This is a genomic window from Konateibacter massiliensis, from assembly GCF_900184995.1.
Taxonomy (GTDB): Bacteria; Bacillota; Clostridia; order Lachnospirales; family Lachnospiraceae; genus Lachnotalea; species Lachnotalea massiliensis.
Genome location: NZ_LT860099.1, coordinates 55,408 through 80,372 on the forward strand (window position 1 = coordinate 55,408; position 24,965 = coordinate 80,372).

Genomic DNA, 24,965 nt, shown 5'->3' on the forward strand with positions numbered 1-24,965 from the left:
GGAGAGTAGAAAAGATGAAAACAACCAAAAAAATAATAATTGCTGTCGTGGCAGTGTTTATCCTTATTGTGGCATCAAGCTCCATTGTGATTACAGCAGAAAATGAATATAAGCTAATCAGACAGTTCGGAAAGGTCTACCGTGTGGAGACTGAGGCAGGAATAAGCTTTAAAATGCCATTCATACAGAGTGCTGACACACTTCCAAATGAAATTTTGGTATACGATCTGGCCCCTTCAGACGTTATCACAAAGGATAAAAAGACAATGATTACAGACAGTTTTGCACTGTGGAGAATAACAGATCCTTTGAGGTTTGCACAGACATTAAACTCCTCCATTTCAAGTGCGGAGGGAAGACTGGATACAGTTGTTTATAACTCTACCAAAAATATCATAAGCAGCAGGAATCAGGAAGAGGTTATTTCAGAGAGAGACGGAGAGCTGACCAAAGCCATAATAGCAAATATCGGCACGACGATGGAGCAATACGGTATTGAGCTGATTACCATTGAGACAAAGCGTTTGGATTTGCCGAGTGATAACAAGGCGGCTGTGTATGAGAGAATGATCTCAGAGAGAGGAAATATTGCAGCTACCTATACCGCAGAAGGAGAGGCGGAAGCACAGAAAATAAGAAATACGACCGATAAAGAAGTAGCGATTTTGATGTCAGAGGCAAATAAGCAGGCTGAAATACTAAAGTCAGAGGGTGAAGCAGAATACATGAGAATTTTGGCTGAGGCTTATGCGGATGAGAGCAGAACCGATTTTTATTCCTTTGTAAGAAGTCTTGACGCCGCAAAGGCTTCCCTGACAGGAGACAATAAAACATTGATTTTGTCGGAGGATTCGCCGATAACACAGATTTTTAACGGATATTAAGTTTAAGTTACATAAGAGAAACAGTTAAGAAAGAACATAAGTTTTTATGATATTAAAATAGGCAGCCAAGTCCTTATTCAGTGGGGACTTGGCTGCCTGTTCGCGCCATCATGGTATTACAGCTTTTTTTCTTGACATTTCGGGCACACACCGAAAAATTCAAGATTATGTCCGGTAATTTTATAGTCAGTCTCAGCGCAAAGATTTGCTTCCAGACTCTCAAGCGGACAGGCATCGATGGAGATACACTCGCTGCACTTGATACATTTTAAAATATGCTGGTGAGAGTGGGTCTGGATTTTATAATAAAGCTTACCGTCCTGATGAACGGTTTTTGTCACAATATTTCTCTCGGCAAGCGCGTTGAGCGCCCGGTAAACAGTTGAAAAGCTCATTTTGATTTCTTTGGAGGAAAGCTCCATTATTTCTTCGGCGGTTAGCGGAGCGGTTGCTTCTTCCAATATAGAAATAATAAGATTTCGTTTTTTTGTCTGTTTTAAATCCGTAGATTTTAAAATTGAATTATTCATTACATCGCTCCTCATATGTTATTTCCAACTAAATCATAGGCTACTCTCTCTGAAAAGTCAATATAAAAAATACAATAACGGTTCAGCACCAATCTCGAAAATACTATGTGCATCTCATATATTGCTTGACATTAATAAAAAATTGCAGTATATTAAATGCGAATGATTTGCATTTGCATTTAGCATAAACAAAAATAAAGAATGATGAGGATAATAAAAATGAAAAAAAGATATATGATAGCAGCAATGATGATTACAGCGGCGGTTTTGGGCGGCTGTGGGACGCAGGAGGCAAAGGAAGACGGCAAGCTTACGGTATACACAAGCTTCTATACGATGTACGATTTTACAAGTAAAATAGCGGGAGATAAGGCAGAGATAATCAATCTTGTGTCAGACGGCAGCGAGCCACACGACTGGGAGCCTTCCACGACGGATATGGTTGCACTTGAAAAAGCGGACATGTTGGTATACAATGGAGCAGGTATGGAGCATTGGGTGGAGCAGATTTCAGGCTCTCTGGAAAATGATATTGTACTGGTGGAGGCATCAAAGGGTGTTGAACTAATCAGCGAAGAAGGCGAGGAGGAGCATAGTGATCCTCATGTATGGCTGGATGCTGAAAATGCAAAGCTTGAGATGGAGAATATTAAGAATGCACTTGCTGAATTGGACCCGGAAAATGCGGCGTATTATGAAGAAAATTATGAGACATATGCAGCGAAGTTTGATGAGCTTGACGCAGAGCTTACCGAACGTATCGGAGCGTTGGAAAATAAAGATATTATTGTGTCCCATGAAGCCTTCTCCTATCTTTGTAAGGCATACGGGCTGACTCAGACCTCGATTGGGGATTTGGAGGCAGATGCGGAGCCGGATGCAAACAGACTAGCAGAGATTGTTGAATTTGCAAAGGAAAATAAAGTTACGACTATATTTTTTGAGGAGCTTGTGAGCGACAAGGTGGCAAAGGTGATTGCAGATGAAGTCGGAGCCAAGACGGCTGTTCTGAATCCGGTTGAAGGACTGACAGAGGAACAGGCGAAGGCAGGAGAGGATTATTTCTCCATTATGGAAGCGAACATGGAGGCGTTGGAAAACGCATTAAAATAAGATAGGTGATAGAATGAGAGCAATTCAGATTGAAAATATGACCTTTGGCTATGAGGACGGCATTGTGCTGGAGGATGTGAACCTTACGATTGAAAAAGGCGATTTTGCGGGCATTATAGGAGCAAACGGAACAGGAAAGAGTACTTTGATGAAGTTGATACTCGGACTTTTGTCTCCGAATAAGGGAAATATTGTATGCGATTATGGCAAAATAGGTTATGTATCCCAGATGGGATTTGCCCAAAAGGCTGATTTTCCGGCAACGGTGAGAGAGATTGTGATGTTGAATCTCTTTCAGGAAATCGGTCTGTTTAAACGACCGAAAAAGGCGCAGCAAGAAAAGGTTGAGCAGGTGCTTCAAACTGTCGGAATGCTTGATAAGGCGGATAAGCAGATTGGAAAGCTCTCAGGCGGTCAGCAGCAGAGGGTTATGATTGCAAAGGCGCTTGTCGCATCTCCGGAAATTCTTATTCTGGACGAGCCTACGGCGAGCATTGATGCAGAAAACGAGCAGATGCTCTATGAGCTTTTAAATAAGCTGAACCGGGAAAACAATCTGACCATCGTTATGGTTACACATAATATAGAAAATATCGAAGATTCTATGAATAAAATATACCGGATTAATAACAAAATGGTGAGCAGGAGGAAGTAGTATGCTGTTTCAATATGATTTTATGAGAAGAGCGTTTGTTGTCGGAATACTGCTTGCCATTATCATACCGTGTATCGGATTGATTGTAGTACTTAGGAGACTTTCCATGACAGGGGATGCGCTTAGCCACATGTCACTTGCCGGCGTTGCACTTGGACTGATTATCGGGATTAATCCGGTGCTCGGTGCGACGGCGGCGTGTATTGTTGCGGCATTCGGAATTGAATTGATAAGGAAACGCTTCAAGCGATATTCCGAGATGGCGATTGCCATCATCATGTCAGCAGGTGTGGGACTTGCGGGCGTTTTGTCCGGTTTTGTCAGCAATACGGCTAATTTTAACAGCTTTTTATTCGGAAGCATTGTTGCCATCACCAATTTTGAATTAATGCTTGTTATTGCAATTAGTGTTATCGTTATGATTACTTTTGTGTTATTATATAAAGAGCTGATGTACATGGCTTTTGACGAAAATAGCGCCAAGATGGCAGGGATACCTGTGAAAATGATTAATATCGTATTTACCGTGCTGACTGCCCTGACGATATCGGTTGCATCAAGAACGGTTGGTGCTCTGATTGTTTCGTCTCTTATGGTAATTCCTACAGCCTGCGCGATGCAGTACGGAAAGAGCTATAAGCAGACGCTTCTCTATTCGGTGGCATTTGCAGTAATATTTACACTGATAGGGCTTACGCTGTCCTTCTATATGGGCTTAAAGCCGGGAGGAACGATTGTCCTGACAGGTGTTGTTTTCTTGGTTATTACATTGGCGGTAAAAGGAAAAAACTAGTTTAGGAGAAACATATGAAGCTGAGTGAAATTCGTATCCGCGACCCGTTTGTCCTGCCTGTTGCGGCAGAAGGGGCATATTATTTGTACGGGACAACCGATGAAAATGTATGGAAAGGAAAGGCAGAAGGCTTTCTAACCTATAAAAGTATTGATTTGATTAATTGGGAAGGACCGTTTCAGGCATTTAAGCCTGAGAAAGATTTTTGGGCAGACAGACAGTTTTGGGCACCGGAGGTGCATGAATATAAGGGAGCCTATTATATGTTTGCCTCATTCAAGGCAGAAAATTGTTATAGAGGAACACAAATATTAAAGGCAGATTCTCCGACAGGACCATTTTTGCCTTATACAAAAGGACCGATTACACCTACTGATATGGAATGTCTGGACGGGACACTCTATGTGGAGGACGGAACACCGTGGATTGTTTTTTCTCACGAGTGGACCGAGGCAAAGGATGGGAAAATCTATGCGATGAAGCTCACAAGCGACTTGAAAAAAGCTGCGGGTGAGCCGATTTTGTTGTTTTCAGCTTCCTCCTCCGGCTGGGCGCAGAATGTGACAGACGGCATCGAAGAGCCGCCAATCCGTTATGTGACAGACGGACCGTTTTTGTTTTGGGAAGAAGGCAGCTTGAAAATGATGTGGTCAAGCTTTTATAATGATAACTATGCGATGGGAATCGCCTATTCTGAAAACGGCAGAGTTGACGGTAAGTGGAAGCATGAGAAAGAGCCTTTTTTCACGAAGGACGGCGGACATGGTATGCTCTTTAAAACCTTTGAAGGAAAACAAATGCTGGCCATTCATTCGCCGAACAAGTCTCCTATGGAGAGAGCGGTTTTTATAGAAATGGAACATTTGCGGTAATCCGTTGTATAGGAAGCAGATTGGAGGACGAAAATGAAAGTAACTTATATATATCACAGTTGTTTTGCGGTGGAGCTTGATCATACAATACTGTTGTTTGATTATTTTAAGGGTGAGGTGCCTGAATTTGACAGGGAGAAGGAGCTGTACGTCTTTTCCAGCCACATGCACCATGACCATTTTAATTTAGCTATCTTTGAGGTGTTTGCAAAATATCCGAAGGTGACCTATGTTTTGTCCTCGGATATCAAGCTTAGTGACAATTATTTGGAGAAAAACGGTATTTCCCCAAGTGTGAAAGAGCAGATTGTCACAGTTGCACCAAATAAATCCTACGATGTAAACGGGATAAAAATTGAGACATTAAAATCCACGGATCAAGGCGTGGCATTTTTGGTGAGCGCAGAGGAACGGTCTATTTACCATGCAGGTGACTTAAACTGGTGGCATTGGAGCGGTGAATCAGCGGACTACAATGAGAAGATGGAAAAAGCGTTTAAAAAGCAGATAGACATGATAGAGGGAAGAGCGTTTGATGTTTCCTTTTTGCCGGCAGATACAAGGCAGGAGGATTGTTTTTGGTGGGGCTTTGACTATTTTATGAAGCAGACAGATACAAAGGTTGTTTTTCCGATGCACTTTTGGGAGGACTACACGATTATAGACAGGCTTGAGAAGCTTTCGAAGGAAAACGGATACGAGAAAAAGCTATACAGCGTAAGAGGGGAAGGACAAGAGTGGGAAATACAGATTTAAACTATATTATTGGAATTGTTGTAATTTTCGTGATTATATATATTTATTTTAAATATAACCAGGTGAGAAATCGAAACGAATTTATAAAGATGGTAAAGAGGCAGTGGGGAGCGGTGCCGACAAGAAATTACACCCAGGAGCAGCTTGAGGGTATCAAGAGATATTTTCTGATTAAGCATGGGGAGGAATTTTACATTGATGATATCACTTGGAACGATTTGGATATGAACTCCATCTTTAAGAGATTGAATAATACAAACTCCTCAATCGGAGAGCAGTACCTATACTATATGCTCAGAACACCGCGGTTTAACAAGGAGGAGCTTGAGGAGAGGAAAAGGATTATTGACTTCTTTGAGCAAAATGAGGAGGCAAGAATCAATTTGCAGTGCATTTACGGAGAAATCGGAAGAACCGGCAATTATTCCTTAAGCGACTATATTTACAATTTGGCAGATTTGGATGTGAAGAGCAATATAAAAGAATACGCGATGCTTTTTCTGGGTGTTGCCTCGATTGCGGCGGCAATTACCATTCCTACTTATGGAGTGCTGATTTTTGTTGCTGTTTTGATTCTGAATATCAGCCAGTATTATAAGAAAAAAGGTGACGTTGAACCGTATTTTGTATCCATCGCTTATATCAGCAGACTGCTGAAGGGAGCCGATATATTTGTGAAAGCTATTCCAAAGGAGTTTGGGGAGTATGCAAAACGGGTTCAGGAGGCAAAGGGAAATTTTAAGTCGTTTAAAAAGCATGCCAAGTGGGTGAAAAGCGGTAAGAATTCTACCGGCTCTATCGAAGAGGTATTGCTTGATTATGTTAAAATATTTTTTCACATCGATTTAATAAAATTCAATTATGTTCTTGCCGAGGTGAAGAACAACATCGAATATATTGACGAACTGATTGAGATTATGGGAAGCATGGAGGCGTGTATTGCGGTTGCGTCCTATCGCAGCGTGGCGGACTACTATTCCATACCGGAGTTTGCAAAAGAAGGCTCTGCGGTTATGGAAACCAAGGATATTTATCATCCGATGATTTCTAACCCGGTTGTAAACAGTATTTCGGAGAGACAAAGCGTTCTTATAACCGGCTCCAATGCGTCGGGAAAATCGACGTTTTTAAAGACTGTCGCTATCAATGCGATTTTGGCGCAGACGATTTATATGGTGCTGGCAAAGAGTTACCATGCAAGCTTTTACCGGACCTATTCTTCCATGGCACTTGCGGACAATCTCATGGGCAATGAGAGCTACTATATTGTGGAAATCAAGTCGCTAAAAAGAATATTGGATGCTGCGAAGGATGAGACACCGATTTTATGCTTTATCGATGAGGTGCTTCGAGGGACGAATACAATCGAAAGAATTGCCGCTTCGACTCAGATTTTAAGCAGTCTCAATCAGGAAAATGTCATGTGTTTTGCGGCGACGCACGATATCGAGCTGACACATATTCTGGAGGATGTCTTTAGCAATTATCACTTCGAGGAAGAAGTAAAGGACAATGATGTTTTATTTTCTTATGAAATAAAAAGCGGCAGGGCGACGAGCAGAAATGCCATCAAGCTGCTTAGTATCATTGGCTATGAGCCGGAAATCATTGAGAAGGCAGAGCAGTCTGCGGCACAGTTTATGAAAAATAACAAATGGGAGAGGTTGTTATGAAAGTAAGTATTTATACGGACGGAGCGGCAAGGGGAAATCCGGACGGTCCGGGCGGTTTTGGCACTATTTTAACCTATGAGGATTCCAAGGGAGTCGTACACACAAGAGAAATTTCGGGCGGATATAAAAAGACAACGAACAACCGCATGGAGCTTATGGCAGTTATAAGAGGGCTAGAGGCTTTAAACAAGCCGTGCGAGGTGGACTTGTATTCCGATTCCAAATATGTGACCGATGCCTTTAACCAGAAATGGATTGACGGCTGGATAAAAAAGGGCTGGAAAAGAGGGAAAAATGAGCCTGTGAAAAACATTGATTTGTGGCAGCGCCTGTTAAAGGCAAAGGAGCCGCACAATGTAACCTTTATCTGGGTCAAAGGACATGCAGGGCATGAGATGAATGAGCGCTGCGATTTCCTTGCCACTTCTGCGGCAGACGGAACGGATTTGATGGATGATGTTGTTTCATAATTACCAAGGAAATTCTTTTTAATTTCCTTGGTAATTATGATGTGCGCCCTTTTCTTAAAAAAAGCTTAACATTCTTACTATTATTGACGAAGTATTTATTTATCAGGGTTTTTGTGATATGTTAGGAACATAGAGATATTAAGGTGACTGTTTGGCGAACACAGTTACATATTAAGAATGAAAGAGATAGTGTGTATGAAAAAAAGTATGAAAGCGATTTTTATTGTTTCAATATTGTTTATCATTGGCGTCGGGCTATTTGGTCTGGTAAACGGAGATTACAAAACCAGGAAAAACAGCTCAGATAGCAGTATGCTTTCAAAAAATGCAGAAGAGACAGCGGATAGAGACAGTGCCGATAATGAAGTAAATGAAATAAACGAGAAAATCGAAACAAACACAACAGATGCAGCAACTAAGAAAATAGCGGAAAGTGAAGAAAAAGAAGCTTCGGAGGACGTTTCGGAAGCGACAGAAAGCTATAGCATAAGTGCGGAGCAGGCAGCCGATGCACAGACAGAGACGGCAGATGCGGCAAGCGGCAATGCTGCTTCGAATGTGATACTTGCACAGGGAAAGAGTGCAGCGACAGAGGAAAAGACGGAAAAGGAACAATATATTGAGAGACTCAACAGCATTGAGACATATTATGACGAGCTTTGGAATAAGTCAGATATCACCACAACTTTGGATATGAAGGAACTCAAGAATCAGGAATACACAAAGTGGGATGACGAGCTGAATACGATATACCAGATGATTAAAAAGAAGCTTCCGGAGGAGGAATTTATTCCGATACGGGATGCAGAGCGGGAATGGATTACCCAGCGTGACGAAACGGCGGCACAGGCTGCCAGTAAATATGCAGGCGGAACGATGGAGGGACTGGAGTATATGTCGTCGATGACGGAGAGTACAAAGGCAAGAACCTATGAGCTTGTGGAGATTTATTTTACAGAATAGTATTGAAAACAAAAATGGCATGTGTTACGATTATAGGTAATAACGTTAAGGAGGAGTAACAATGTCAACAAATGTATATGACATTCTGCTTGAAAGAGGATTCATTGAACAGACAACCCATGAGGCAGAGATAAGAGAATTATTAGGTAAGGAGAAGGTTACCTTTTATATAGGCTTTGATGCAACCGCAGACAGTTTGACCGCAGGTCATTTTCTTACGGTGATGGCGATGATGCACATGCAGCGTGCAGGTCACAGACCGATAGCACTGCTTGGGGGAGGAACGACGATGATTGGCGATCCTTCCGGTAAATCGGACATGCGCTCCATGATGACGAGAGAGACGATTGATTACAATGCAAAGCGTTTTCATGAGCAGCTTTCCAAATTTATCAGCTTTGACGATGACAATGCTATCGTGGCAAACAATGCGGATTGGCTTTTGGATTTGAATTATGTAGAATTTTTAAGAGAAATCGGCGTTCATTTTTCCGTAAATAAGATGCTTACCGCAGACTGCTACAAGCAGAGAATGGAAAAGGGACTTACGTTCTTTGAATTTAACTATATGTTGATGCAGTCCTATGATTTCTGGAAGCTGAACAAGCTGTATGACTGTAAGCTTGAGCTTGGCGGCAATGACCAGTGGTCGAATATCATCGGCGGAGTGGAATTAATCAGAAGAAAAGAACAAAAGCCTGCTTACGGCTTGACTTTTAAGCTTTTGACGACAAGCGAAGGAATTAAAATGGGTAAGACGATGAAGGGAGCTGTATGGCTGGACCCTGAAAAGACTTCCCCTTATGAGTTTTACCAGTATTGGAGAAATATTGAGGATGTGAAGGTTGAAGAGTGTCTGGGACTTCTCACCTTTTTACCGATGGATGAGGTTCGTAGACTCGGAGCCTTACAGGATGCTGAAATCAATCATGCAAAGGAAGTACTTGCATTTGAGATTACAAAGATTGTACACGGCGAGGAGGAAGCAATAAAAGCGCAGGAGGCATCGAAAGCATTGTTTGCTAACGGTGCGAAGAGTGCGGATATTCCGACTACCGTTTATAAAAAAGAGCAGTTGAGCGAAGGTATTGATTTAATTACCTTGATGGTGGATACCAAGCTTGCACCGACCCGTTCAGAAGCAAGACGTTTGATACAGCAGGGTGGAGTTACGGTGAATGACATTAAGATTACAGAGTTTGACAGAAAGTTTACATTGGATGATTTAGACAGTGATGGCGCTCTTTTAATCAAAAAGGGAAAGAAGGGCTATCATCAAATAAAAGCAGATTAGGAGGCGGATAGATGGATTTTATTAGAGCTTTTCTAATAACAGGCGTGGAAGGTTTGATTCTCATAGGCGTTATTGTGGGCGGTATTGTAGCCGGCAGAAAGCTTCGGGATAAGAAAGAAAATAAGCGTGAAGCATAAAACTTAAGAAAGTAGTAAGAATTGCCTCCTTGACACAGGGAGGCAATTCTTATATACTGTGTGTATTAAGACTAATAGTACAGTGAGTACGGTGAGCGGATGGTCAGAAAGGAGTCATGTATGATAGTAATTGATTATAAGGACAAAAGACCCATCTATGAGCAGGTCATAGAGAGGTTTGAGAATTTAATTATACGCGGAGTTCTGGAAGGCGGAAGCAAGCTGCCGTCCGTGAGGAGTTTGGCAATTGATTTGTCGATTAATCCGAATACAATTCAAAAGGCATATATGGAGCTTGAGCGGGCAGGCTATATATATTCCGTTAAGGGAAAGGGAAATTATGTCGCGGGCGATGCAGAAATTGCAAAGCGAAAGAAGGAGACGATTATCGAGCAGTCGAGAAGTCTTGTAACTCTTGTTAAATCGCTTGGAATTACAAGAGAGGAGTTTATGGAAAATCTGAATTATGTGTTTGAGGAGGTAGGATTATGATAGAGGCTGTAAATGTATCAAAGAATTTTCAGAATATCAAAGCGGTAGACAGCATTACGGCGACGATTAAAGAGGGAACGGTGTTTGGGCTGATCGGCACGAACGGAGCCGGGAAAAGCACTTTTCTTAGGATGGCTTGCGGTGTGCTGAAGCCGGATGATGGGGAGATCACAATTGACGGCTTGCCGGTATATGAAAATGAGGAGGCAAAATCCAAAATATTTTATATATCCGATGACCAGTATTTCTTTGCCAATGCGACAGGCAATGATATGAAGAAGTATTATAAGACCTTTTATAAAAAGTTTGACATGGAACGATTTGACGAGCTGATGAAAAAGTTCGATTTGGATTTAAACCGGAAAATCAATACCTTTTCCAAGGGAATGAAAAAACAGGTGTCCATTATATGTGGCATATGTGCCAACACAGAGTATTTGTTCTGCGATGAGACATTTGATGGCTTGGACCCGGTTGTTCGTCAGGCGGTAAAAAGTATTTTTGCGAATGAGATGGAGGAGAGAAACCTGACTCCGGTTATCGCTTCTCATAATTTACGAGAGCTTGAAGACATATGCGACCATGTGGGACTTCTTCACAAAGGCGGTATTCTTCTGTCGAAGGACTTGGAAGAAATGAAGTTTAACATTCACAAGGTACAGTGTGTTTTAAACAATGAAAAGGACGAAGAAGCCCTGTACGGTAAAATCGATGTATTAAAGACGGAGAAGAGGGGCTCTCTGATTACGATTACGGCAAGAGGAACTCAGCTGGAAATTGTGGATGCGGTCAAGGAATTAAACCCGGTATTCTGTGAGGTGCTTCCTCTTTCATTAGAAGAGATATTTATCAGCGAAACGGAGGTTGTTGGCTATGACATCAAGAAGCTTATATTTTAATTTGCTATGGGAGGATATGAAGCGGAGAATCTGGACGATTTCACTTTCCATGCTGGTATTTTTGTTCGTTTTTCCAATCCAGACGTTGATGAGGCTGGAACGCTGGGAAAAGGCGTTTTATGGAGTAAAGGCAACCGATGTTGATTTTGCAAAGATAATAAGCCAGTACAGCGGTGAGTTTTTAATAGTGGTTACAGTGACAGGTGCAATTATCTGTGCAATCAGTGGTTTCTTTTACTTATATGGAAGAAACAAGGTAGACTTTTATCACAGTGTGCCGATTAAGCGAGAAAAGCTTTTTGCAGTGTCTTATATAAACGGCATTATTATATATTTAGTACCTTTTGCGATTAATATGATTTTGTATCTCATCATCGGAGCAGCAAAGGGATATTTGTCAGGGTTGGTATTAAAGACAGCAGCAACAGCCTTTATTGTGCATTTAACAGGCTTCTTGTTTGTGTACAGCATCACCGTCATTGCAGTTATGCTGACCGGAAATTTGATTGTCGGACTTATGGGAACAGCCATATTTATGTCTTATGGACCAATCATCGTGGCAATCAAAAATACTCTGTTTACGACCTCGTTTTATACTTATTATGCTTCGGATAAAGAGTATGCTGCTATGAAATTTCTCTCACCGGTATTTGCCTATGTTCATCTGTATGAATTGGTTGAAGAAAAGTCATTTATTGTATTTTTTATAGGAGTATTGGCAGCGATAGTTGTTACGGTTGCAATCGGAATTGCATTATATAAAATTCGTCCTTCAGAGGCAGCCGGAAAATCAATGGCATTTTTTAAGACGCAGACGGTTATCAAATTTTTAATTGTAATACCAACAGCGATAATTGGCGGTATTTTCTTTATGAGCATGTCGGCAACAGGCTCGTTTGCATGGCGGGTATTTGGAATTTTGGTGATAGGCTTCCTGGCACACGGAATTATAGAAATCATTTATAATATTGATTTCAGAAGCATCATCTCCCATAAGATACAGATGCTGATTTGCCTTGGCATCGCGCTTGCAATTACCGGTATAGTCAAAGCTGATTTGCTTCACTATGACAATTATATTCCGAAAGAGAGCAGCATTGAGTCTGTTGGAGTATCCTTTAGCGGACTGGAGCCATATATCAGTTATTATGACTTTGCGGGGGAATATTACGATGAAGATGAGAGCTATGCTTACGTTAGTGATACGAAATATATGTTGGACCATGTGAAAATAACAGATATAGAAAAAGCTTATGCATTTATGCAGTATGCGGTTGAGAATAATGTGAAAGAATCAATCGCTGGGATGGAGTCATACTCACAGGTAAATGATACGAGGCAGAATATCAGTTTTACGGTGAGATATAACCTGAAAAATGGCGGGGAAAAGTACAGGAGATATACGGTTAACTTAGAAGAAGCACTAAGCTATATGGAAGCAATCTATACGGATGAAAACTACAAAACTGGTACGTATCAGATTTTAACGCTTGACAATAGCCTTATTCATGAGGTTCGTTATTTTAATTCCGTGGAGGGTACGGATGATCTGATAAAAGCGACGAGCGAACAAATGACAGAGCTTATGGATACGTTCAGGGAAGAGCTGAAGGGGCTGACCATTACGGAATTGCTTGAGGACATACCTGTCAGCCAGCTTACGGTATCTCTGGGGGATGAGGGCAGATATATAACCCAAGAGTACCTCATATATCCATCTTTTACAAAAACGATAGCCTATATGAATCAGCTTGGGGCAAATCTTGACTCTGTTCTCAATCCGGATAATATTGACTCAATTACAATCACAAAATATCCGGCGGCATCAGAGATGGAATATACGGATGTGAAAGAAGGTACGGCTGATACGGAAGCGGTAAAGACGTATGAATTCACGGACAGGGAAGATATTGAGAAAATTGCAGGAGCCCTGATTTTAGACCGCTTAAGCGGAGGCATCAAGTATAATACCGAGATTGATTATAATACAGAGGTATACATTCAGTACAAGTATGTGGGGAAAAATTATGTAAGCGCTTATATTTTATCAGATAAGCTGCCGGAGGATATTTGGGAGCGATTGAAATAAGTACTTTAAGAAAAATGAGGGAGGTATATAATGAAGCAAAACAGCGGAAAAATCCAAGCAGTCTTTTTATATGGAATTTTTCTCTTCTATATCTATTTACTGTTGTGTTTGACACTTTTTAAATATGTATCCGTCACGGAACTGTTTGATACAGGCAGAAGGATAGAGAGGGGAGTAAATCTATATCCTTTTGCCACAATAAAAGAGTATCTTACAGGAGATGCCAATGTGTCTCAGACTTTAGCGTTTCACAATGTGGTGGGAAATATCGCACTTTTTATACCGCTTGGAGTTTATTTACAGTTGTTTAAAAAGAAGAAACAGATAGGGTACAGTATACTTATCGTGATTTTAGCAAGCGTGGCAATTGAAGTTACACAGTACATCTTTGGACTTGGAGCTATGGATATTGATGATATCCTATTAAACGGCTTTGGCGGGATAATCGGAGTTTTATTATACAAGTGTATAAGTGCGGTTATACCGGACAGTGCCAAGATACGCACGGTGGTAACTGTGTGCAGTTCAATTGCGGGAATCCCGGTTATGGTGCTGGCGGTACTGGTGGCATTTGCAAATGGGCATTGACAAAAGAAATTAAATAATGCTATGAAGTCTGTAAATCTCTTTTAAATGAGGTTTACAGACTTTTTTTATATGACAGGAAATTCCTACGGATTTCCTGTAATTTATTCTGTTTGGGAATAAATCTCCTTGAAAATCGAATTGTTTGCAGCTGCCTTATCTATTAGAATGTACATATAGGAGGTAAAATAAATGGTTATTGATGCAAATATGTATTGGTTGCCAGAAGCTATATTTGAAGAAGGAGAAACAGAAAAATTTCTTTCTGAAATTCCAAAGGAATACGGAATAAATGGTTATCTGACAGAAGACGAACATATAAATACCAAGCAGATTACGCTTGAAAAGCCTCCCGGTTACCAAAATTTGAATTATGCACAAGGTGAATATATGTTAGAAACGCAGATTGCGGACATGGATGAAGCCGGTGTAGAGAAAGCTATTTTAAAAATACCGGGATGCCATGAGTGGTTGTCATTGGATACTTGTAAAAAATTTAATGATGGGATGATGGAGTATGCAAAAAGAAGTAAGGGAAGATTAATAGCACTTGCTGTTGTGCCGCCATTTGCCTCGAAGGCATGTTTTGAAGAAATAGACCGTTGCAGGGAGTTGGGAATAAAGGATTTTCAGCTATGTGCACATTACGGAGAAAATTATTTGGATTCTAATATTTTTCAAGAGTTTTTTGAAAAATTGAATGAAAAAGTAACGACTGTTTATATTCATCATACCCCTATGCCGGTTGATTACGGCAGTTTGTATGAGTATAACAATCTTCGGCGTTCCTATGGACGCTGTGTGGATCAGTCGACAGCCATAGGCAGAGAAATCTTCAGTGGTTTTTTTGACAAGTATCCCAATCTTACATTTGTCCATTCTATGCTGGGCGGCGGTTTTTTCTCAGTGGCAAATATGATGTTTCCAAAGAAATCCGCGGGAGAAACAGTAAGCCGCTTTCAAGAAAGTGATACTATCAAAGAGCAGTTTCAAAAGCATATTTATTTTGAAATGTCACATGCGCAGCCGTGGGGAAAGGAACAACTTGAATGTGCAGTCTCTGTATTAGGTGCTGATCATATTATTTTTGGGACATCATATCCGGTAAGAAAGGAGTGGCTGACAGAAGGAGCAGAATTTGTAAGGCAGCTAAATATATCATCAAAGGATAAAGAGTTATTGCTGTATCAAAATGCAAAGAGAATTTATCATTTGGATGATGTATAATCTGATAAAGGAAAGAGGGTGTAAGAGGTGGCAACAACATGTTATGCGGGAGCAGGAAAGGAAATTATTTCTATCCCCGAAGAATTGCTTCCATTGGAAGGGTTTGCAAAGAAATTGGATGATTTATATGCACGGGTCTTTATTTATAAGGCAGAGGCAGAATGGGTTTTAGTATCATTGGAAATGACATCGCTTCAAGATTATGAAGTAGAGATTTTAAAAGAAAAGGTAGGAAAAATATTGTGTGTAAAAAAAGAGGCTATTTGGATAACCGTGACACATACTTTTTCTGCGCCGCATGTACGCTCTGCCCAGGCAATACAGGAGGAAGAGGTCAGGATAAAAAATCAACTATACTGCAAGGCAATTGAAGAAGCGGTGGAAGCTGCAAGTATAAAAGCGATGCAAAGCATAAGAGAGGTAACGATAGGTTTTGGAAAGGGTCAATGTAATATCAACCGAAATCGTGATATTGAAACGACCAAAGGTTGGTGGCTCGGAAAAAACCCGCAAGGCTTCAGCGATATGACATTGCCGGTAATTATATTTACCGATAAAGAAAATAATACGGTAGCGGTTATCTATAGTTATGATATGCAATCTTCTGTCATGGATGGAGTCGTTTTAGATGGTGGAATACGTGTGATAAGCTCCGATGTAACCGGAAAAGCATCCAGGGTAATCGAAGGGGATAGTGATACGGTTGCACTTTATGTACTGGGAGCTGCCGCGGATCAGATGCCAAGAATGAAGGCAATAGAGACAACGGTTATAGGCGAAAAACTGGTGGAAACCGACCATGGTGAAAAAGGCTATAAATTTGTTGCGGAACTCGGAGAAAAATTAGGTAAGCAGGTTCAGAATGTGATGTCCTTGGCAACCTATATGGAAGATGGAGATATGAGTCGGCAAAAGGCGGTTTGCCAATGTATGGGACAGAGGCTTCCAAAGAACATGCGTGAACTTAAAGCAACCAGAAACTATGATTTTTTGCAGGAAGGCATGCATGAAGTGCCGTTGGAAATTATTTTCATTGGTGAAATAGCAATAGTTGCTCTTCAGCCCGAGATTTGCAGCCAAACAGCATATGAAATAAGAAAAGAATCTCCCTTTTCTGTAACAATGGTTTTTACAATGGTTAACGGCGGGGCAAAATATATGGCAGACGAGAAATCTTATGAGCGTATCACTTATGAAGCGATGAACTCAAAATTTGCCAAAGGCTCTGCCGAAATAGTAAGAGATAAAATATTGGAAATGCTAAAAAATAAAAGGAGGTATGAAGTATGAAGGTTGGAACAGCACGTTTTTGCCTGACACCCAAACAATTATTTTATTTGATAGGATACCGAAGTGAAAATCGCTACGAGCCTGCGACTGGTGTCCATGATGATATTTATGCCAATTCATTGCTATTTGAGGAAAATGGAAAAGAGCTGTTTATTTTTTCGGCTGATTTTCTTGAATTTGAGGAGGAGATGGCAGAGGAAGTAAAAACATTATTACATGATCGATATGGAATTGACCGTGATGCGGTTTTGTTAAGTGCAACTCATAATCATTCCTCTATTGTTTCTTACCATAGAGGATGGTACACCGGAAAGTTTGATGAGCAGTATTATGAATATCTTTTGGATATTATTATGAATAGCTATGAATTATGTAAAAAAAATGCCAGAGAGGCGACTGCAAGGTATGGGAAAAAAGTTGTACTTGGCTACTACGGAAATCGTAATCACCCGGGGAAGCCGGCAGACAATGAAATCATTGTAGTAAAATTTTATAATTCGGCGGATAAATGTTTTGCAGGCTTTGTAAACTGGGCAGTGCATTCAACTGTAATCAGTGCAGAAAACACGGAGTTGACGAGTGAATTGGCAGGGGAAGTCAGCAAAAAATTATTTGATGAATTTGGATGCTATCCGGCAATGTTGGTAGGAGCGGCAGGAGATTGCAGTAACCGAAACGAAAGAAAAGGAAATGATTTTCAAGAGCTGGAAAGAGTATCGACAGCACTTGCAAAAGAAATTGCAGAGATACCGACGGATGAAGAGGTATTGCTGACAAGGATAAAGATACAAACGCTATATCATACGATTCATCACAACATGGAATTGGAGGAAACCCCATTTCATCTGGATGCAAAAGGGGCTGTCATTGATCTGGGCGGTTTGCAGTTTTTTGTATTTCCCGGTGAACTGGGATCTGTATTTGGAATTGAGATGAAGGGGGCTTGTAAGTCTTTGGGTATTATTCTGGGTTATACAAACGGATACTATGAGTATTTTATGAATCAGGAGGAATATGGTCTCTCTTTCGAAACAATTGGCTGCAAAATACCAAAAGGTGAGCCTGAAAAGCTTGTGGAGAAGTATATACAAACATCTGATTTACTGGCAAGAAGTTAAAACTACCGGAGATAAGGAGAAGGAAATATGAAATATAAAAAATTAGTTGAAGATATATTATTAAATGTTGGTGGGGTCGAAAACATTAATAGTGTAACACACTGCGTAACGCGCTTACGCTTCAAGTTAAAAAATGAGGAAATAGCAAAGACAGATGTATTAAAGGCAATGAATGGAGTTATGGAGGTTATCCGGGCTGGTGGAGAATATCAGGTTGTGATTGGCACTCATGTGACGGAAGTTTACAAGGAATTCGTTGAAATCAGCGGAGTTGGCGGACAGGAACCTGTTACGGCAAAAGAGAAAACGGATGAAAAAACAGGGCTGCTCTCCCGGTTCTTAGGCATGATGAGCGGGATTTTCCAACCGATATTATCTATTTTGATGGCAAGTGGTATGATTAAAGCAATACTTACGTTATGTACGCTTACCGGTATCTTGACAAAAGAAAGTCAAACGTATGTAATACTGAATGCAATTGGTAATACAATTTTCTATTTTTTCCCGATTGTATTAGGCTGGAGTGCGTCAAAAAAGTTTGGAATAAAAGAAATCTATGGTATTGTTTTAGGCGGATGTTTGGTATATCCAAGTATTGTTGCATTGTCGAGTGCTGACCCGCTTTACACAATTTTTACAGGAACTATTTTTGAGTCAAATGTAATGACAGAAATCTTTGGAATACCGGTTATACTCCCGATGCAGACATATGCAAGCTCTGTTATTCCTATTATTTTAATTGTATATGTGGCAAGTAAAATATATAAGTTTCTCAATGAAAAGCTTCCATCCGTTATTCGTTCATTATTTGTGCCGCTCATTACCCTGCTGGTTACAGTGCCGTTGGCAATGATTATTATCGGACCGATTGCCATGTTTGCACAGGATTTATTAGGGGCAGGAATACAAGCATTAATCGGATTGAATCCGGGCATTGCCGGTTTGATACTTGGTACATTTTGGAGTGTGCTCGTTATGTTTGGCTTACATATGGCAATTATTCCATTATTTGCAATGAATGTTACACAGTTTGGTTATGATATTATTAATCCGCTGATTTTTTCGGGAGCATTAGCTTCTATGGGAGCCGTACTGGGAATTATCATTCGAACCAAGAGCATTGAAGAAAAAAATATTTGTGTGCCAGCTATTATTGCGACACTTTTTGGAGTAAATGAGCCTACTCTGTATGGTGTTTTAATTCCGAGAAAAAAGGTTATGATTTCCTGCTTTGTTTCCGCAGGAATAGGCTCCATGATTGCAGGCTTCAGCGGTGCTAAGTTATACCAGTTTGGTGCAAGCGGAATCATGGGACTGCCTTGCTTCATCAATCCAAACGGTATTGATATGGGATTTATTGGCCTGTGCATCGGTGCAGTGATAAGCTTTGTTTTAGCAATGATTTCGGCAATGGTAATCGGAGATAAGAGAGATGCCGCTGCTTAGTATTTAAAACTTAATGGATAAAAACAACAAAGAAAGCTGAAGAGTTAGCTTTCTTTGTTGTTTTATATGTTAATATTTATAGACACGGAAGCTGTATACAATCAATAAAATGCTTTGCTGCCGTGGACAGCGTTATATTTTTCTTGTAGTAAATGTTAACCTGACTTGTAATTTCGGGATTAATATCTATGATAGATACTTTAGAATCAGATAGATAATGGATGGGCTTTTTCATGAGAAGAGAGATACCCAACCCTTTTTCTACCAAATCAACAATATTTTCTGCTCTTTTTCCCGTAAAAGATATATTGGGGGTAAAACCAGCCTGTTCGCAGGCTTGTGTACAAATTTTATAAAGAACGGAGCCGGGCTGCAGCAGCAAAAAGTTTTCATCCTTTAACTGCTCCAGATGAAGGTATGGTTCTTTGGATAACGGATGATACTCCGGCAATACAGCAGCAAGATGATCCGTGGTATAGGGGATATGAATAAATTCATTGTCGTAATCGTCCATGTCGCGGATAAAAGCTAACTCACACTTGTTCTGTCTCAGCATATCTTTAAGCTGCGAGGATTCACCTTCTATTAGATTGACGGAAAATTTTTTGTTTTCCCGTATGAATTTCAGAATGATATCTGTAATATGGTACGATGCCATAATCGGAATGCTGCCGATATTAATATTTTCCTTAATATGAGCGGTTTTATTATATAAAGCAGTCGTATAGCGGTATTGTAAGTTTGCTATCTGCTTTGCATATTCAAGGAATGTTCTGCCGGACTCGTTTAACTGCACTTTACGTGTTGTACGGTCAAATAACTGGGTGCCCAATTCTGCTTCCATACTCTTAATATGTTTTGATAACGATGATTGTGAAATAAACAGAGAATCTGCAGCTTCAAGAAAATTTTCTGTTTCTGCAAGTATCACAAATTCTTTGATATAGTTAATTTCCATAACATAACCTCCCGATAAACTTATTATAGCAGAAAAGTCCACTTTATGCACACTTTCTTGTTTTGCAATTGACAAAGAATTTAAATGATTTTATAATAGAGAATGCTAGCCTAGGCTAGCTGGCTTTTTCTATATATAATAGGAAATAAAGCGCATCATGCTTAGATATAGAATGAGAAGAAAAGAGAACGTAGGAGGAAGTATTGTGAAAAAATATGGTGTAAATGAATTAAGAAAAATGTATTTGGATTACTTTGAGGGCAAAGGACATCTGGTGATGAACAGCTTTTCTTTGGTTCCCCATAACGATAACAGCTTGTTGCTGATTAATTCCGGAATGGCACCGTTAAAGCCTTATTTTACAGGTCAGGAAATCCCGCCTAGAAAAAGGGTGACTACCTGTCAGAAATGTGTGCGTACCGGCGATATTGAAAATGTAGGTAAGACAGCAAGACATCTTACTTTTTTTGAAATGCTCGGAAATTTTTCCTTTGGAGATTACTTTAAAAACGAGGCAATTGCGTGGAGCTGGGAGTTTTTGACAGAGGTGATTGGTCTGGAAGAAGACCGTCTCTATCCGTCTATTTACAGCGAGGATGACGAGGCATTTGATATCTGGACAAAGGAAATTGGAGTTGACGGTTCCAGAATTACACGCTTTTACCGCGATGAAAACGGAAAATGTGATAACTTCTGGGAGCATGGAGCAGGTCCTTGCGGTCCTTGTTCCGAAATCTATTATGACAGAGGTATTAAGTATGGCTGTGGTAAGCCTGACTGTAAGGTAGGCTGTGAGTGCGACCGCTTTATGGAAGTGTGGAACAACGTATTTACGCAGTTTGACGGAGACGGAAAGGGCAACTATACAGAGCTTGAACAGAAAAACATCGATACGGGAATGGGTCTTGAGAGATTAGCAGTTGTGGTACAGGACGTGGATTCTGTATTCGATATTGATACCATGAAGGCAATCCGTGATGAAATCTGTAAGATGGCAAACGTTTCTTATCAGACCGACGAGGCGAAGGACGTATCCATTCGTCTGATTACCGATCATATCCGTTCCTCAACTTTTATGATTTCAGACGGAATTATGCCGTCCAATGAAGGACGCGGTTATGTATTACGACGTTTAATCAGACGTGCGGCAAGACATGGACGTCTTCTCGGTGTTGACGGACAGTTTCTTGCGAAATTAAGCGAGACCGTCATTAAGGAATGTAAGGACGGCTATCCGGAATTAGAAGAAAAGAAAGAATTTATCTTAAATGTACTGACACAGGAGGAGAGTAAGTTTAACAAGACAATTGATCAGGGACTTGTGATACTTTCTGAGATGCAGGTTGAGATGGAGAAGGCAGATGTGAAGGTGCTTTCCGGTGAAAATGCATTTAAGCTCTATGACACCTATGGCTTTCCTATGGACTTGACTCTGGAAATTTTGGAGGAAAGAGGCTTTGCGATAGATGAAAAAGGCTTTGAAAAGGCAATGCAGGAGCAGAGAGATAAGGCTCGTAAGGCTAGAAAAGCCACAAATTACATGGGCGCAGATGTTACGGTATATGAATCCATTGACCCAAGTGTTACAACAGAATTTGTAGGATATGACCGTTTGATTCATACTTCCAAGGTGACTGTTCTGACAACAGAGACAGAAATCGTGGAGGCATTGACTGACGGAGAAATCGGTACGATTATTGTGGAGGAGACTCCGTTTTATGCGACGATGGGCGGACAGAATGCAGATATCGGTTATATTAAGACAGAAAACGCTGAATTTAAGGTAGAAGATACCGTTAAACTGCTTGGCGGCAAGGTTGGGCATATCGGTAAGGTGACAAAGGGCATGATTAAGAAGGGAGACACGGTTTCTCTTGAGGTAGATGAGACTAACCGCATGGATACCTCCAAGAACCATAGTGCTACCCATCTTTTACAGAAAGCTCTTCGTACCGTTTTAGGCTCTCATGTAGAGCAGGCAGGTTCTTTCGTTGACGGAAACAGACTTCGCTTTGACTTTAGCCATTTCTCTGCTTTGACAGATGAAGAAATCGCGAAGGTAGAGCAGCTTGTGAATGAAAAGATTGCTGAGAATTTAGCAGTAGAGACAAATGTTATGGATATCGAGTCAGCAAAAAAAGCAGGTGCAATGGCGTTGTTTGGAGAAAAATACGGTGATACGGTTCGCGTTGTCCAGATGGGCGATTTCTCAACAGAATTGTGCGGCGGTACACATGTAGGAAATACAGGTGTGATTTCTGCTTTTAAAATCGTAGCAGAGAACGGTGTTGCAGCAGGTGTAAGAAGAATTGAAGCGATTACCGGAAACGGTGTTTTTGCATACTACAATGATTTGGAAAAGACTTTAAAAGCAGCAGCGGCACTTATCAAAGCGACGCCGGCTAATCTTGAGGAGAAGCTTTCTCATTTATTAAGTGAAATGAAGGCAGTTCAAAGTGAGAACGAGAGCTTAAAGAGTAAGCTTGCGAAAGATGCTCTCGGTGATGTTATGGATAAGGTTATTGAGGTAAACGGTGTGAAGGTGCTTGCAGCAAAGGTTGACGGAGTGGATATGAACGGGCTGAGAGACCTTGGAGACCAGTTGAAGGAGAAGCTTGGTGAGGGTGTTGTTGCGATTGCCTCAGCGCTGGATGACAAAGTAAGCCTTATGGTTACCGCAACTGACGGAGCGATTAAAGCCGGTGCACATGCAGGAAATATCGTGAAGAATATTGCTTCCTTTATCGGCGGAGGCGGCGGCGGACGTCCGAACATGGCACAGGCGGGCGGCAAAAACGCAGCAGGCATTGACGAAGCGATTTCTAAAGTAAAAGAAGTCGTGGAGGAGCAGGTAAAGTAAAAACTTTTCCTAATTAGTAAAAAATATATTGACAGATAAGCTGTTTGGCAATATAATCATAATAGTGCAATAAAAAAATACCCAAACAGTTGTATTTAGCACAATACGCAACTGGAGGGAGGTTAGGTGTGAGACTATGTCAAATGTAATCGTAAAAGATAATGAGACTTTAGATAGCGCTTTACGCAGATTTAAAAGGAACTGTGCGAAAGCTGGGATTCAGCAGGAGATTCGTAAAAGAGAGCATTACGAAAAACCAAGTGTAAAACGTAAAAAGAAATCTGAAGCGGCTAGAAAACGTAAATATAACTAAAATTATAAAAGACCTCAATTATTTTAATTGAGGTCTTTTTTTCTCTTTTTTCAGGGAAAGAATCAAAGACTTTTGGTCATTCGGAACGTCTCGAAGCTCCAATATTTTTTCGAGAGATTTATTGTATGTCCAAGTTTCAAGCTTGCAGTTTGTCAGATATCCATAGGTGATACCGGGATATTTTTGGTAAGCGGTGGAAATCAGCCATGCAATTGCCATTTTGACATAATAATTGTCCTGCCGCACATCATCCAGACGTAAAAAGATTTGATTGATGTATTCCTCATTTAAATAGTGATTTAAAATAATGACAACGCCCATTCGAATCTGCCACGGATGTTTGGACTTTAACAAGGTTTCCAAGTAAATCCAAAACTCATACGGATAATTTTTGATACCTTTTAAGCCGGTGCAGAACGTATCACAGGTCACCCAGTTGCGGACACTCATGGAAAAGGTCTCAATCATATGGGTATATTCTAAAAAGCTTACGTTGCACATTCCGATAATAAGCCCTTTCACGGTTGTCTCTTCATAATAGGTATTGGAGCACATTACGATAAAAGAGCGCCAGTTACCCTTTAAAATCTCGTTTGCAATTTTTCGAAGAATTGGCATTTTAATACCGAGAATCCGTTTTGCCTTTGGCATAAGAGTGCTCTGGAAGCTGCTGTACTCCTTGTTGGCAAAGGTCTTTAGATAATTTAAATATTCCTTGTACTCCACTTCGGTCCATATATCGTAAATCAGGTTCATGGATTTGCTCCTTTTTCATTTCTAACAGTAGTTTAACATCATTTGACAAAAAATTAAACAGTATTTTTAAGTTTGTCGTAATAGAATTGTAAATTTATGCAGGATATAAGTACTGGTATTATAGGAAGAGCTATGCTATAATGTCGATAGTCATTATAGTATTTAAGAGGTACAAAGGGGGATTTAAATATGTGGAGCCGGCAGCTAATGGGAACGGACATGTATCACATTATTCATTGGTTTTTTGTATATAGTATATTAGGTTGGCTGATAGAATCGATTTATATGTCAATCTGTAATCGAAAGATAACAAACCGCGGATTTATACGGGGACCGATTTGCCCCATATACGGAGTCGGTGCTTTGACGGTATATTTTATTTTGAAGCCGTACAGCGGAAATTACATATTACTTTATTTTTATGGAGCATTTTTGGCTACCGCGCTCGAATATCTGACTGCAAAACTGATGATTCGAGTGTTCGGCGAAGTATGGTGGGACTATCATAATAAGCCTTTTAATTATAAGGGTATTCTCTGCCTTGAGAGTACGGTTGCATGGGGATTTTACACCGTGTTTATGTTTGGTTTTCTTCAAAAATTTGTGGAGGCTATTGTAAACGGTTATTCTGTACATGCAGGCATACGGATTGGCACGATTGTGATTGTCTATTTTATATTGGATTTTACATTCAGTATGCTGGAGGCGAAGCTTGAGAGAATGCCGAAATCGATGAGTGAGCTGCAAGAAACGATTAAGGCGGTAATTTACAGAAATTAACAGGACGAAAAA

25 protein-coding genes are annotated in these 24,965 nt (G+C 40.4%); 22 read left to right on the forward strand and 3 right to left on the reverse strand.

Annotated elements, in window-relative coordinates:
* Window positions 1–14 precede the first annotated feature (14 nt).
* On the forward strand, window positions 15–884 hold the full coding sequence (gene hflC / locus CTY48_RS05790) for a protease modulator HflC (RefSeq protein ID WP_099467582.1): 870 nt from the start codon (window positions 15–17) through the stop codon (window positions 882–884).
* A 116-nt stretch (window positions 885–1,000) separates the two neighbouring features.
* Here hflC and CTY48_RS05795 read toward each other — a convergent pair whose 3' ends face one another.
* Entirely contained in the window at window positions 1,001–1,414 is a 414-nt protein-coding gene (locus tag CTY48_RS05795; RefSeq protein ID WP_099467583.1) for a Fur family transcriptional regulator, read from the reverse strand.
* A gap of 219 nt (window positions 1,415–1,633) precedes the next feature.
* On the opposite strand from CTY48_RS05795, the gene CTY48_RS05800 reads away from it, so the two are divergent.
* The 18 genes from CTY48_RS05800 (at window position 1,634) to CTY48_RS05880 (ending at window position 19,286) form a co-directional block, all read left to right on the forward strand.
* Window positions 1,634–2,527 (forward strand): metal ABC transporter substrate-binding protein, encoded by an 894-nt coding sequence (locus CTY48_RS05800; protein ID WP_099467584.1) that lies wholly within the window; start codon window positions 1,634–1,636, stop codon window positions 2,525–2,527.
* 13 nt (window positions 2,528–2,540) lie between these two features.
* Window positions 2,541–3,182: a metal ABC transporter ATP-binding protein gene (locus tag CTY48_RS05805; protein WP_099467585.1), complete on the forward strand. Its 642-nt coding sequence runs from the start codon at window positions 2,541–2,543 to the stop codon at window positions 3,180–3,182.
* A gap of 1 nt (window position 3,183) precedes the next feature.
* Window positions 3,184–3,975, forward strand: coding sequence for a metal ABC transporter permease (locus CTY48_RS05810; RefSeq protein WP_099467586.1), 792 nt, complete (start codon window positions 3,184–3,186; stop codon window positions 3,973–3,975).
* A 14-nt stretch (window positions 3,976–3,989) separates the two neighbouring features.
* A complete protein-coding gene (locus CTY48_RS05815; protein WP_099467587.1) occupies window positions 3,990–4,847 on the forward strand; it encodes a glycoside hydrolase family 43 protein in 858 nt (285 codons plus the stop codon).
* 33 nt (window positions 4,848–4,880) lie between these two features.
* Complete coding sequence (locus CTY48_RS05820; RefSeq protein ID WP_099467588.1) at window positions 4,881–5,603, forward strand: MBL fold metallo-hydrolase; 723 nt, start codon at window positions 4,881–4,883, stop codon at window positions 5,601–5,603.
* Window positions 5,585–7,276, forward strand: a complete 1,692-nt coding sequence (locus CTY48_RS05825) for a MutS-related protein (protein ID WP_099467589.1) — start codon at window positions 5,585–5,587, stop codon at window positions 7,274–7,276. The genes CTY48_RS05820 and CTY48_RS05825 overlap by 19 nt, the downstream gene beginning before the upstream one ends.
* Window positions 7,273–7,746, forward strand: coding sequence for a ribonuclease HI (rnhA, locus tag CTY48_RS05830; RefSeq protein WP_099467590.1), 474 nt, complete (start codon window positions 7,273–7,275; stop codon window positions 7,744–7,746). The genes CTY48_RS05825 and rnhA overlap by 4 nt, the downstream gene beginning before the upstream one ends.
* Before the next feature lie 195 nt (window positions 7,747–7,941).
* A complete protein-coding gene (locus CTY48_RS05835) occupies window positions 7,942–8,709 on the forward strand; it encodes a lysozyme inhibitor LprI family protein (protein WP_180272653.1) in 768 nt (255 codons plus the stop codon).
* A gap of 61 nt (window positions 8,710–8,770) precedes the next feature.
* Window positions 8,771–10,003, forward strand: a complete 1,233-nt coding sequence (tyrS, locus tag CTY48_RS05840; RefSeq protein ID WP_099467592.1) for a tyrosine--tRNA ligase — start codon at window positions 8,771–8,773, stop codon at window positions 10,001–10,003.
* Window positions 10,004–10,014: 11 nt separating this feature from the next.
* Window positions 10,015–10,140: a hypothetical protein gene (locus tag CTY48_RS19945; protein WP_268876709.1), complete on the forward strand. Its 126-nt coding sequence runs from the start codon at window positions 10,015–10,017 to the stop codon at window positions 10,138–10,140.
* Between the two features lie 120 nt (window positions 10,141–10,260).
* A complete protein-coding gene (locus CTY48_RS05845; protein ID WP_099467593.1) occupies window positions 10,261–10,632 on the forward strand; it encodes a GntR family transcriptional regulator in 372 nt (123 codons plus the stop codon).
* A complete protein-coding gene (locus CTY48_RS05850; RefSeq protein WP_099467594.1) occupies window positions 10,629–11,531 on the forward strand; it encodes an ABC transporter ATP-binding protein in 903 nt (300 codons plus the stop codon). The genes CTY48_RS05845 and CTY48_RS05850 overlap by 4 nt, the downstream gene beginning before the upstream one ends.
* Window positions 11,506–13,620: a DUF6449 domain-containing protein gene (locus CTY48_RS05855; RefSeq protein WP_099467595.1), complete on the forward strand. Its 2,115-nt coding sequence runs from the start codon at window positions 11,506–11,508 to the stop codon at window positions 13,618–13,620. The genes CTY48_RS05850 and CTY48_RS05855 overlap by 26 nt, the downstream gene beginning before the upstream one ends.
* A 30-nt stretch (window positions 13,621–13,650) precedes the next feature.
* Window positions 13,651–14,208 carry a VanZ family protein gene (locus CTY48_RS05860; protein WP_099467596.1) on the forward strand — a complete coding sequence of 186 codons (558 nt, stop codon included), beginning with the start codon at window positions 13,651–13,653 and terminating at the stop codon, window positions 14,206–14,208.
* A gap of 189 nt (window positions 14,209–14,397) precedes the next feature.
* Complete coding sequence (locus tag CTY48_RS05865; protein ID WP_099467597.1) at window positions 14,398–15,432, forward strand: amidohydrolase family protein; 1,035 nt, start codon at window positions 14,398–14,400, stop codon at window positions 15,430–15,432.
* A 27-nt stretch (window positions 15,433–15,459) separates the two neighbouring features.
* A complete protein-coding gene (locus CTY48_RS05870) occupies window positions 15,460–16,722 on the forward strand; it encodes an alkaline ceramidase (RefSeq protein ID WP_099467598.1) in 1,263 nt (420 codons plus the stop codon).
* A complete protein-coding gene (locus CTY48_RS05875; protein WP_099467599.1) occupies window positions 16,719–17,840 on the forward strand; it encodes a neutral/alkaline non-lysosomal ceramidase N-terminal domain-containing protein in 1,122 nt (373 codons plus the stop codon). Before CTY48_RS05870 ends, CTY48_RS05875 begins: the two co-directional genes overlap by 4 nt.
* Before the next feature lie 27 nt (window positions 17,841–17,867).
* A complete protein-coding gene (locus CTY48_RS05880; RefSeq protein ID WP_099467600.1) occupies window positions 17,868–19,286 on the forward strand; it encodes a PTS transporter subunit EIIC in 1,419 nt (472 codons plus the stop codon).
* 76 nt (window positions 19,287–19,362) lie between these two features.
* On the opposite strand, the gene CTY48_RS05885 is transcribed toward CTY48_RS05880, so the two are convergent.
* Window positions 19,363–20,244, reverse strand: a complete 882-nt coding sequence (locus CTY48_RS05885) for a LysR family transcriptional regulator (protein ID WP_099467601.1) — start codon at window positions 20,242–20,244, stop codon at window positions 19,363–19,365.
* A gap of 205 nt (window positions 20,245–20,449) precedes the next feature.
* Between CTY48_RS05885 and alaS the strand changes: the two genes are divergently transcribed.
* Together alaS and rpsU are read left to right on the forward strand one after the other, a co-directional pair.
* Window positions 20,450–23,104: an alanine--tRNA ligase gene (gene alaS, locus CTY48_RS05890; protein ID WP_099467602.1), complete on the forward strand. Its 2,655-nt coding sequence runs from the start codon at window positions 20,450–20,452 to the stop codon at window positions 23,102–23,104.
* A gap of 136 nt (window positions 23,105–23,240) precedes the next feature.
* On the forward strand, window positions 23,241–23,417 hold the full coding sequence (gene rpsU / locus CTY48_RS05895; protein ID WP_094377655.1) for a 30S ribosomal protein S21: 177 nt from the start codon (window positions 23,241–23,243) through the stop codon (window positions 23,415–23,417).
* 18 nt (window positions 23,418–23,435) lie between these two features.
* On the opposite strand, the gene CTY48_RS05900 is transcribed toward rpsU, so the two are convergent.
* Window positions 23,436–24,173 carry a DNA alkylation repair protein gene (locus CTY48_RS05900; protein ID WP_099467603.1) on the reverse strand — a complete coding sequence of 246 codons (738 nt, stop codon included), beginning with the start codon at window positions 24,171–24,173 and terminating at the stop codon, window positions 23,436–23,438.
* A 189-nt stretch (window positions 24,174–24,362) separates the two neighbouring features.
* Between CTY48_RS05900 and CTY48_RS05905 the strand changes: the two genes are divergently transcribed.
* The gene (locus CTY48_RS05905; protein WP_099467604.1) at window positions 24,363–24,953 is read left to right on the forward strand and encodes a putative ABC transporter permease; all 591 of its coding nucleotides are present in this window, start codon (window positions 24,363–24,365) and stop codon (window positions 24,951–24,953) included.
* The last annotated feature ends 12 nt before the right edge of the window (window positions 24,954–24,965 follow it).

What these genes read in the sequence shown, in the direction of transcription:
- hflC (WP_099467582.1), top strand. Translation starts at nt 15, where the DNA reads ATGAAAACAACCAAAAAAATAATAATTGCTGTCGTGGCAGTGTTTATC.
- CTY48_RS05795 (WP_099467583.1), bottom strand. Translation starts at nt 1,414, where the DNA reads ATGAATAATTCAATTTTAAAATCTACGGATTTAAAACAGACAAAAAAA.
- CTY48_RS05800 (WP_099467584.1), top strand. Translation starts at nt 1,634, where the DNA reads ATGAAAAAAAGATATATGATAGCAGCAATGATGATTACAGCGGCGGTT.
- CTY48_RS05805 (WP_099467585.1), top strand. Translation starts at nt 2,541, where the DNA reads ATGAGAGCAATTCAGATTGAAAATATGACCTTTGGCTATGAGGACGGC.
- CTY48_RS05810 (WP_099467586.1), top strand. Translation starts at nt 3,184, where the DNA reads ATGCTGTTTCAATATGATTTTATGAGAAGAGCGTTTGTTGTCGGAATA.
- CTY48_RS05815 (WP_099467587.1), top strand. Translation starts at nt 3,990, where the DNA reads ATGAAGCTGAGTGAAATTCGTATCCGCGACCCGTTTGTCCTGCCTGTT.
- CTY48_RS05820 (WP_099467588.1), top strand. Translation starts at nt 4,881, where the DNA reads ATGAAAGTAACTTATATATATCACAGTTGTTTTGCGGTGGAGCTTGAT.
- rnhA (WP_099467590.1), top strand. Translation starts at nt 7,273, where the DNA reads ATGAAAGTAAGTATTTATACGGACGGAGCGGCAAGGGGAAATCCGGAC.
- CTY48_RS05835 (WP_180272653.1), top strand. Translation starts at nt 7,942, where the DNA reads ATGAAAAAAAGTATGAAAGCGATTTTTATTGTTTCAATATTGTTTATC.
- tyrS (WP_099467592.1), top strand. Translation starts at nt 8,771, where the DNA reads ATGTCAACAAATGTATATGACATTCTGCTTGAAAGAGGATTCATTGAA.
- CTY48_RS19945 (WP_268876709.1), top strand. Translation starts at nt 10,015, where the DNA reads ATGGATTTTATTAGAGCTTTTCTAATAACAGGCGTGGAAGGTTTGATT.
- CTY48_RS05845 (WP_099467593.1), top strand. Translation starts at nt 10,261, where the DNA reads ATGATAGTAATTGATTATAAGGACAAAAGACCCATCTATGAGCAGGTC.
- CTY48_RS05850 (WP_099467594.1), top strand. Translation starts at nt 10,629, where the DNA reads ATGATAGAGGCTGTAAATGTATCAAAGAATTTTCAGAATATCAAAGCG.
- CTY48_RS05855 (WP_099467595.1), top strand. Translation starts at nt 11,506, where the DNA reads ATGACATCAAGAAGCTTATATTTTAATTTGCTATGGGAGGATATGAAG.
- CTY48_RS05860 (WP_099467596.1), top strand. Translation starts at nt 13,651, where the DNA reads ATGAAGCAAAACAGCGGAAAAATCCAAGCAGTCTTTTTATATGGAATT.
- CTY48_RS05865 (WP_099467597.1), top strand. Translation starts at nt 14,398, where the DNA reads ATGGTTATTGATGCAAATATGTATTGGTTGCCAGAAGCTATATTTGAA.
- CTY48_RS05875 (WP_099467599.1), top strand. Translation starts at nt 16,719, where the DNA reads ATGAAGGTTGGAACAGCACGTTTTTGCCTGACACCCAAACAATTATTT.
- CTY48_RS05880 (WP_099467600.1), top strand. Translation starts at nt 17,868, where the DNA reads ATGAAATATAAAAAATTAGTTGAAGATATATTATTAAATGTTGGTGGG.
- CTY48_RS05885 (WP_099467601.1), bottom strand. Translation starts at nt 20,244, where the DNA reads ATGGAAATTAACTATATCAAAGAATTTGTGATACTTGCAGAAACAGAA.
- rpsU (WP_094377655.1), top strand. Translation starts at nt 23,241, where the DNA reads ATGTCAAATGTAATCGTAAAAGATAATGAGACTTTAGATAGCGCTTTA.
- CTY48_RS05900 (WP_099467603.1), bottom strand. Translation starts at nt 24,173, where the DNA reads ATGAACCTGATTTACGATATATGGACCGAAGTGGAGTACAAGGAATAT.
- CTY48_RS05905 (WP_099467604.1), top strand. Translation starts at nt 24,363, where the DNA reads ATGTGGAGCCGGCAGCTAATGGGAACGGACATGTATCACATTATTCAT.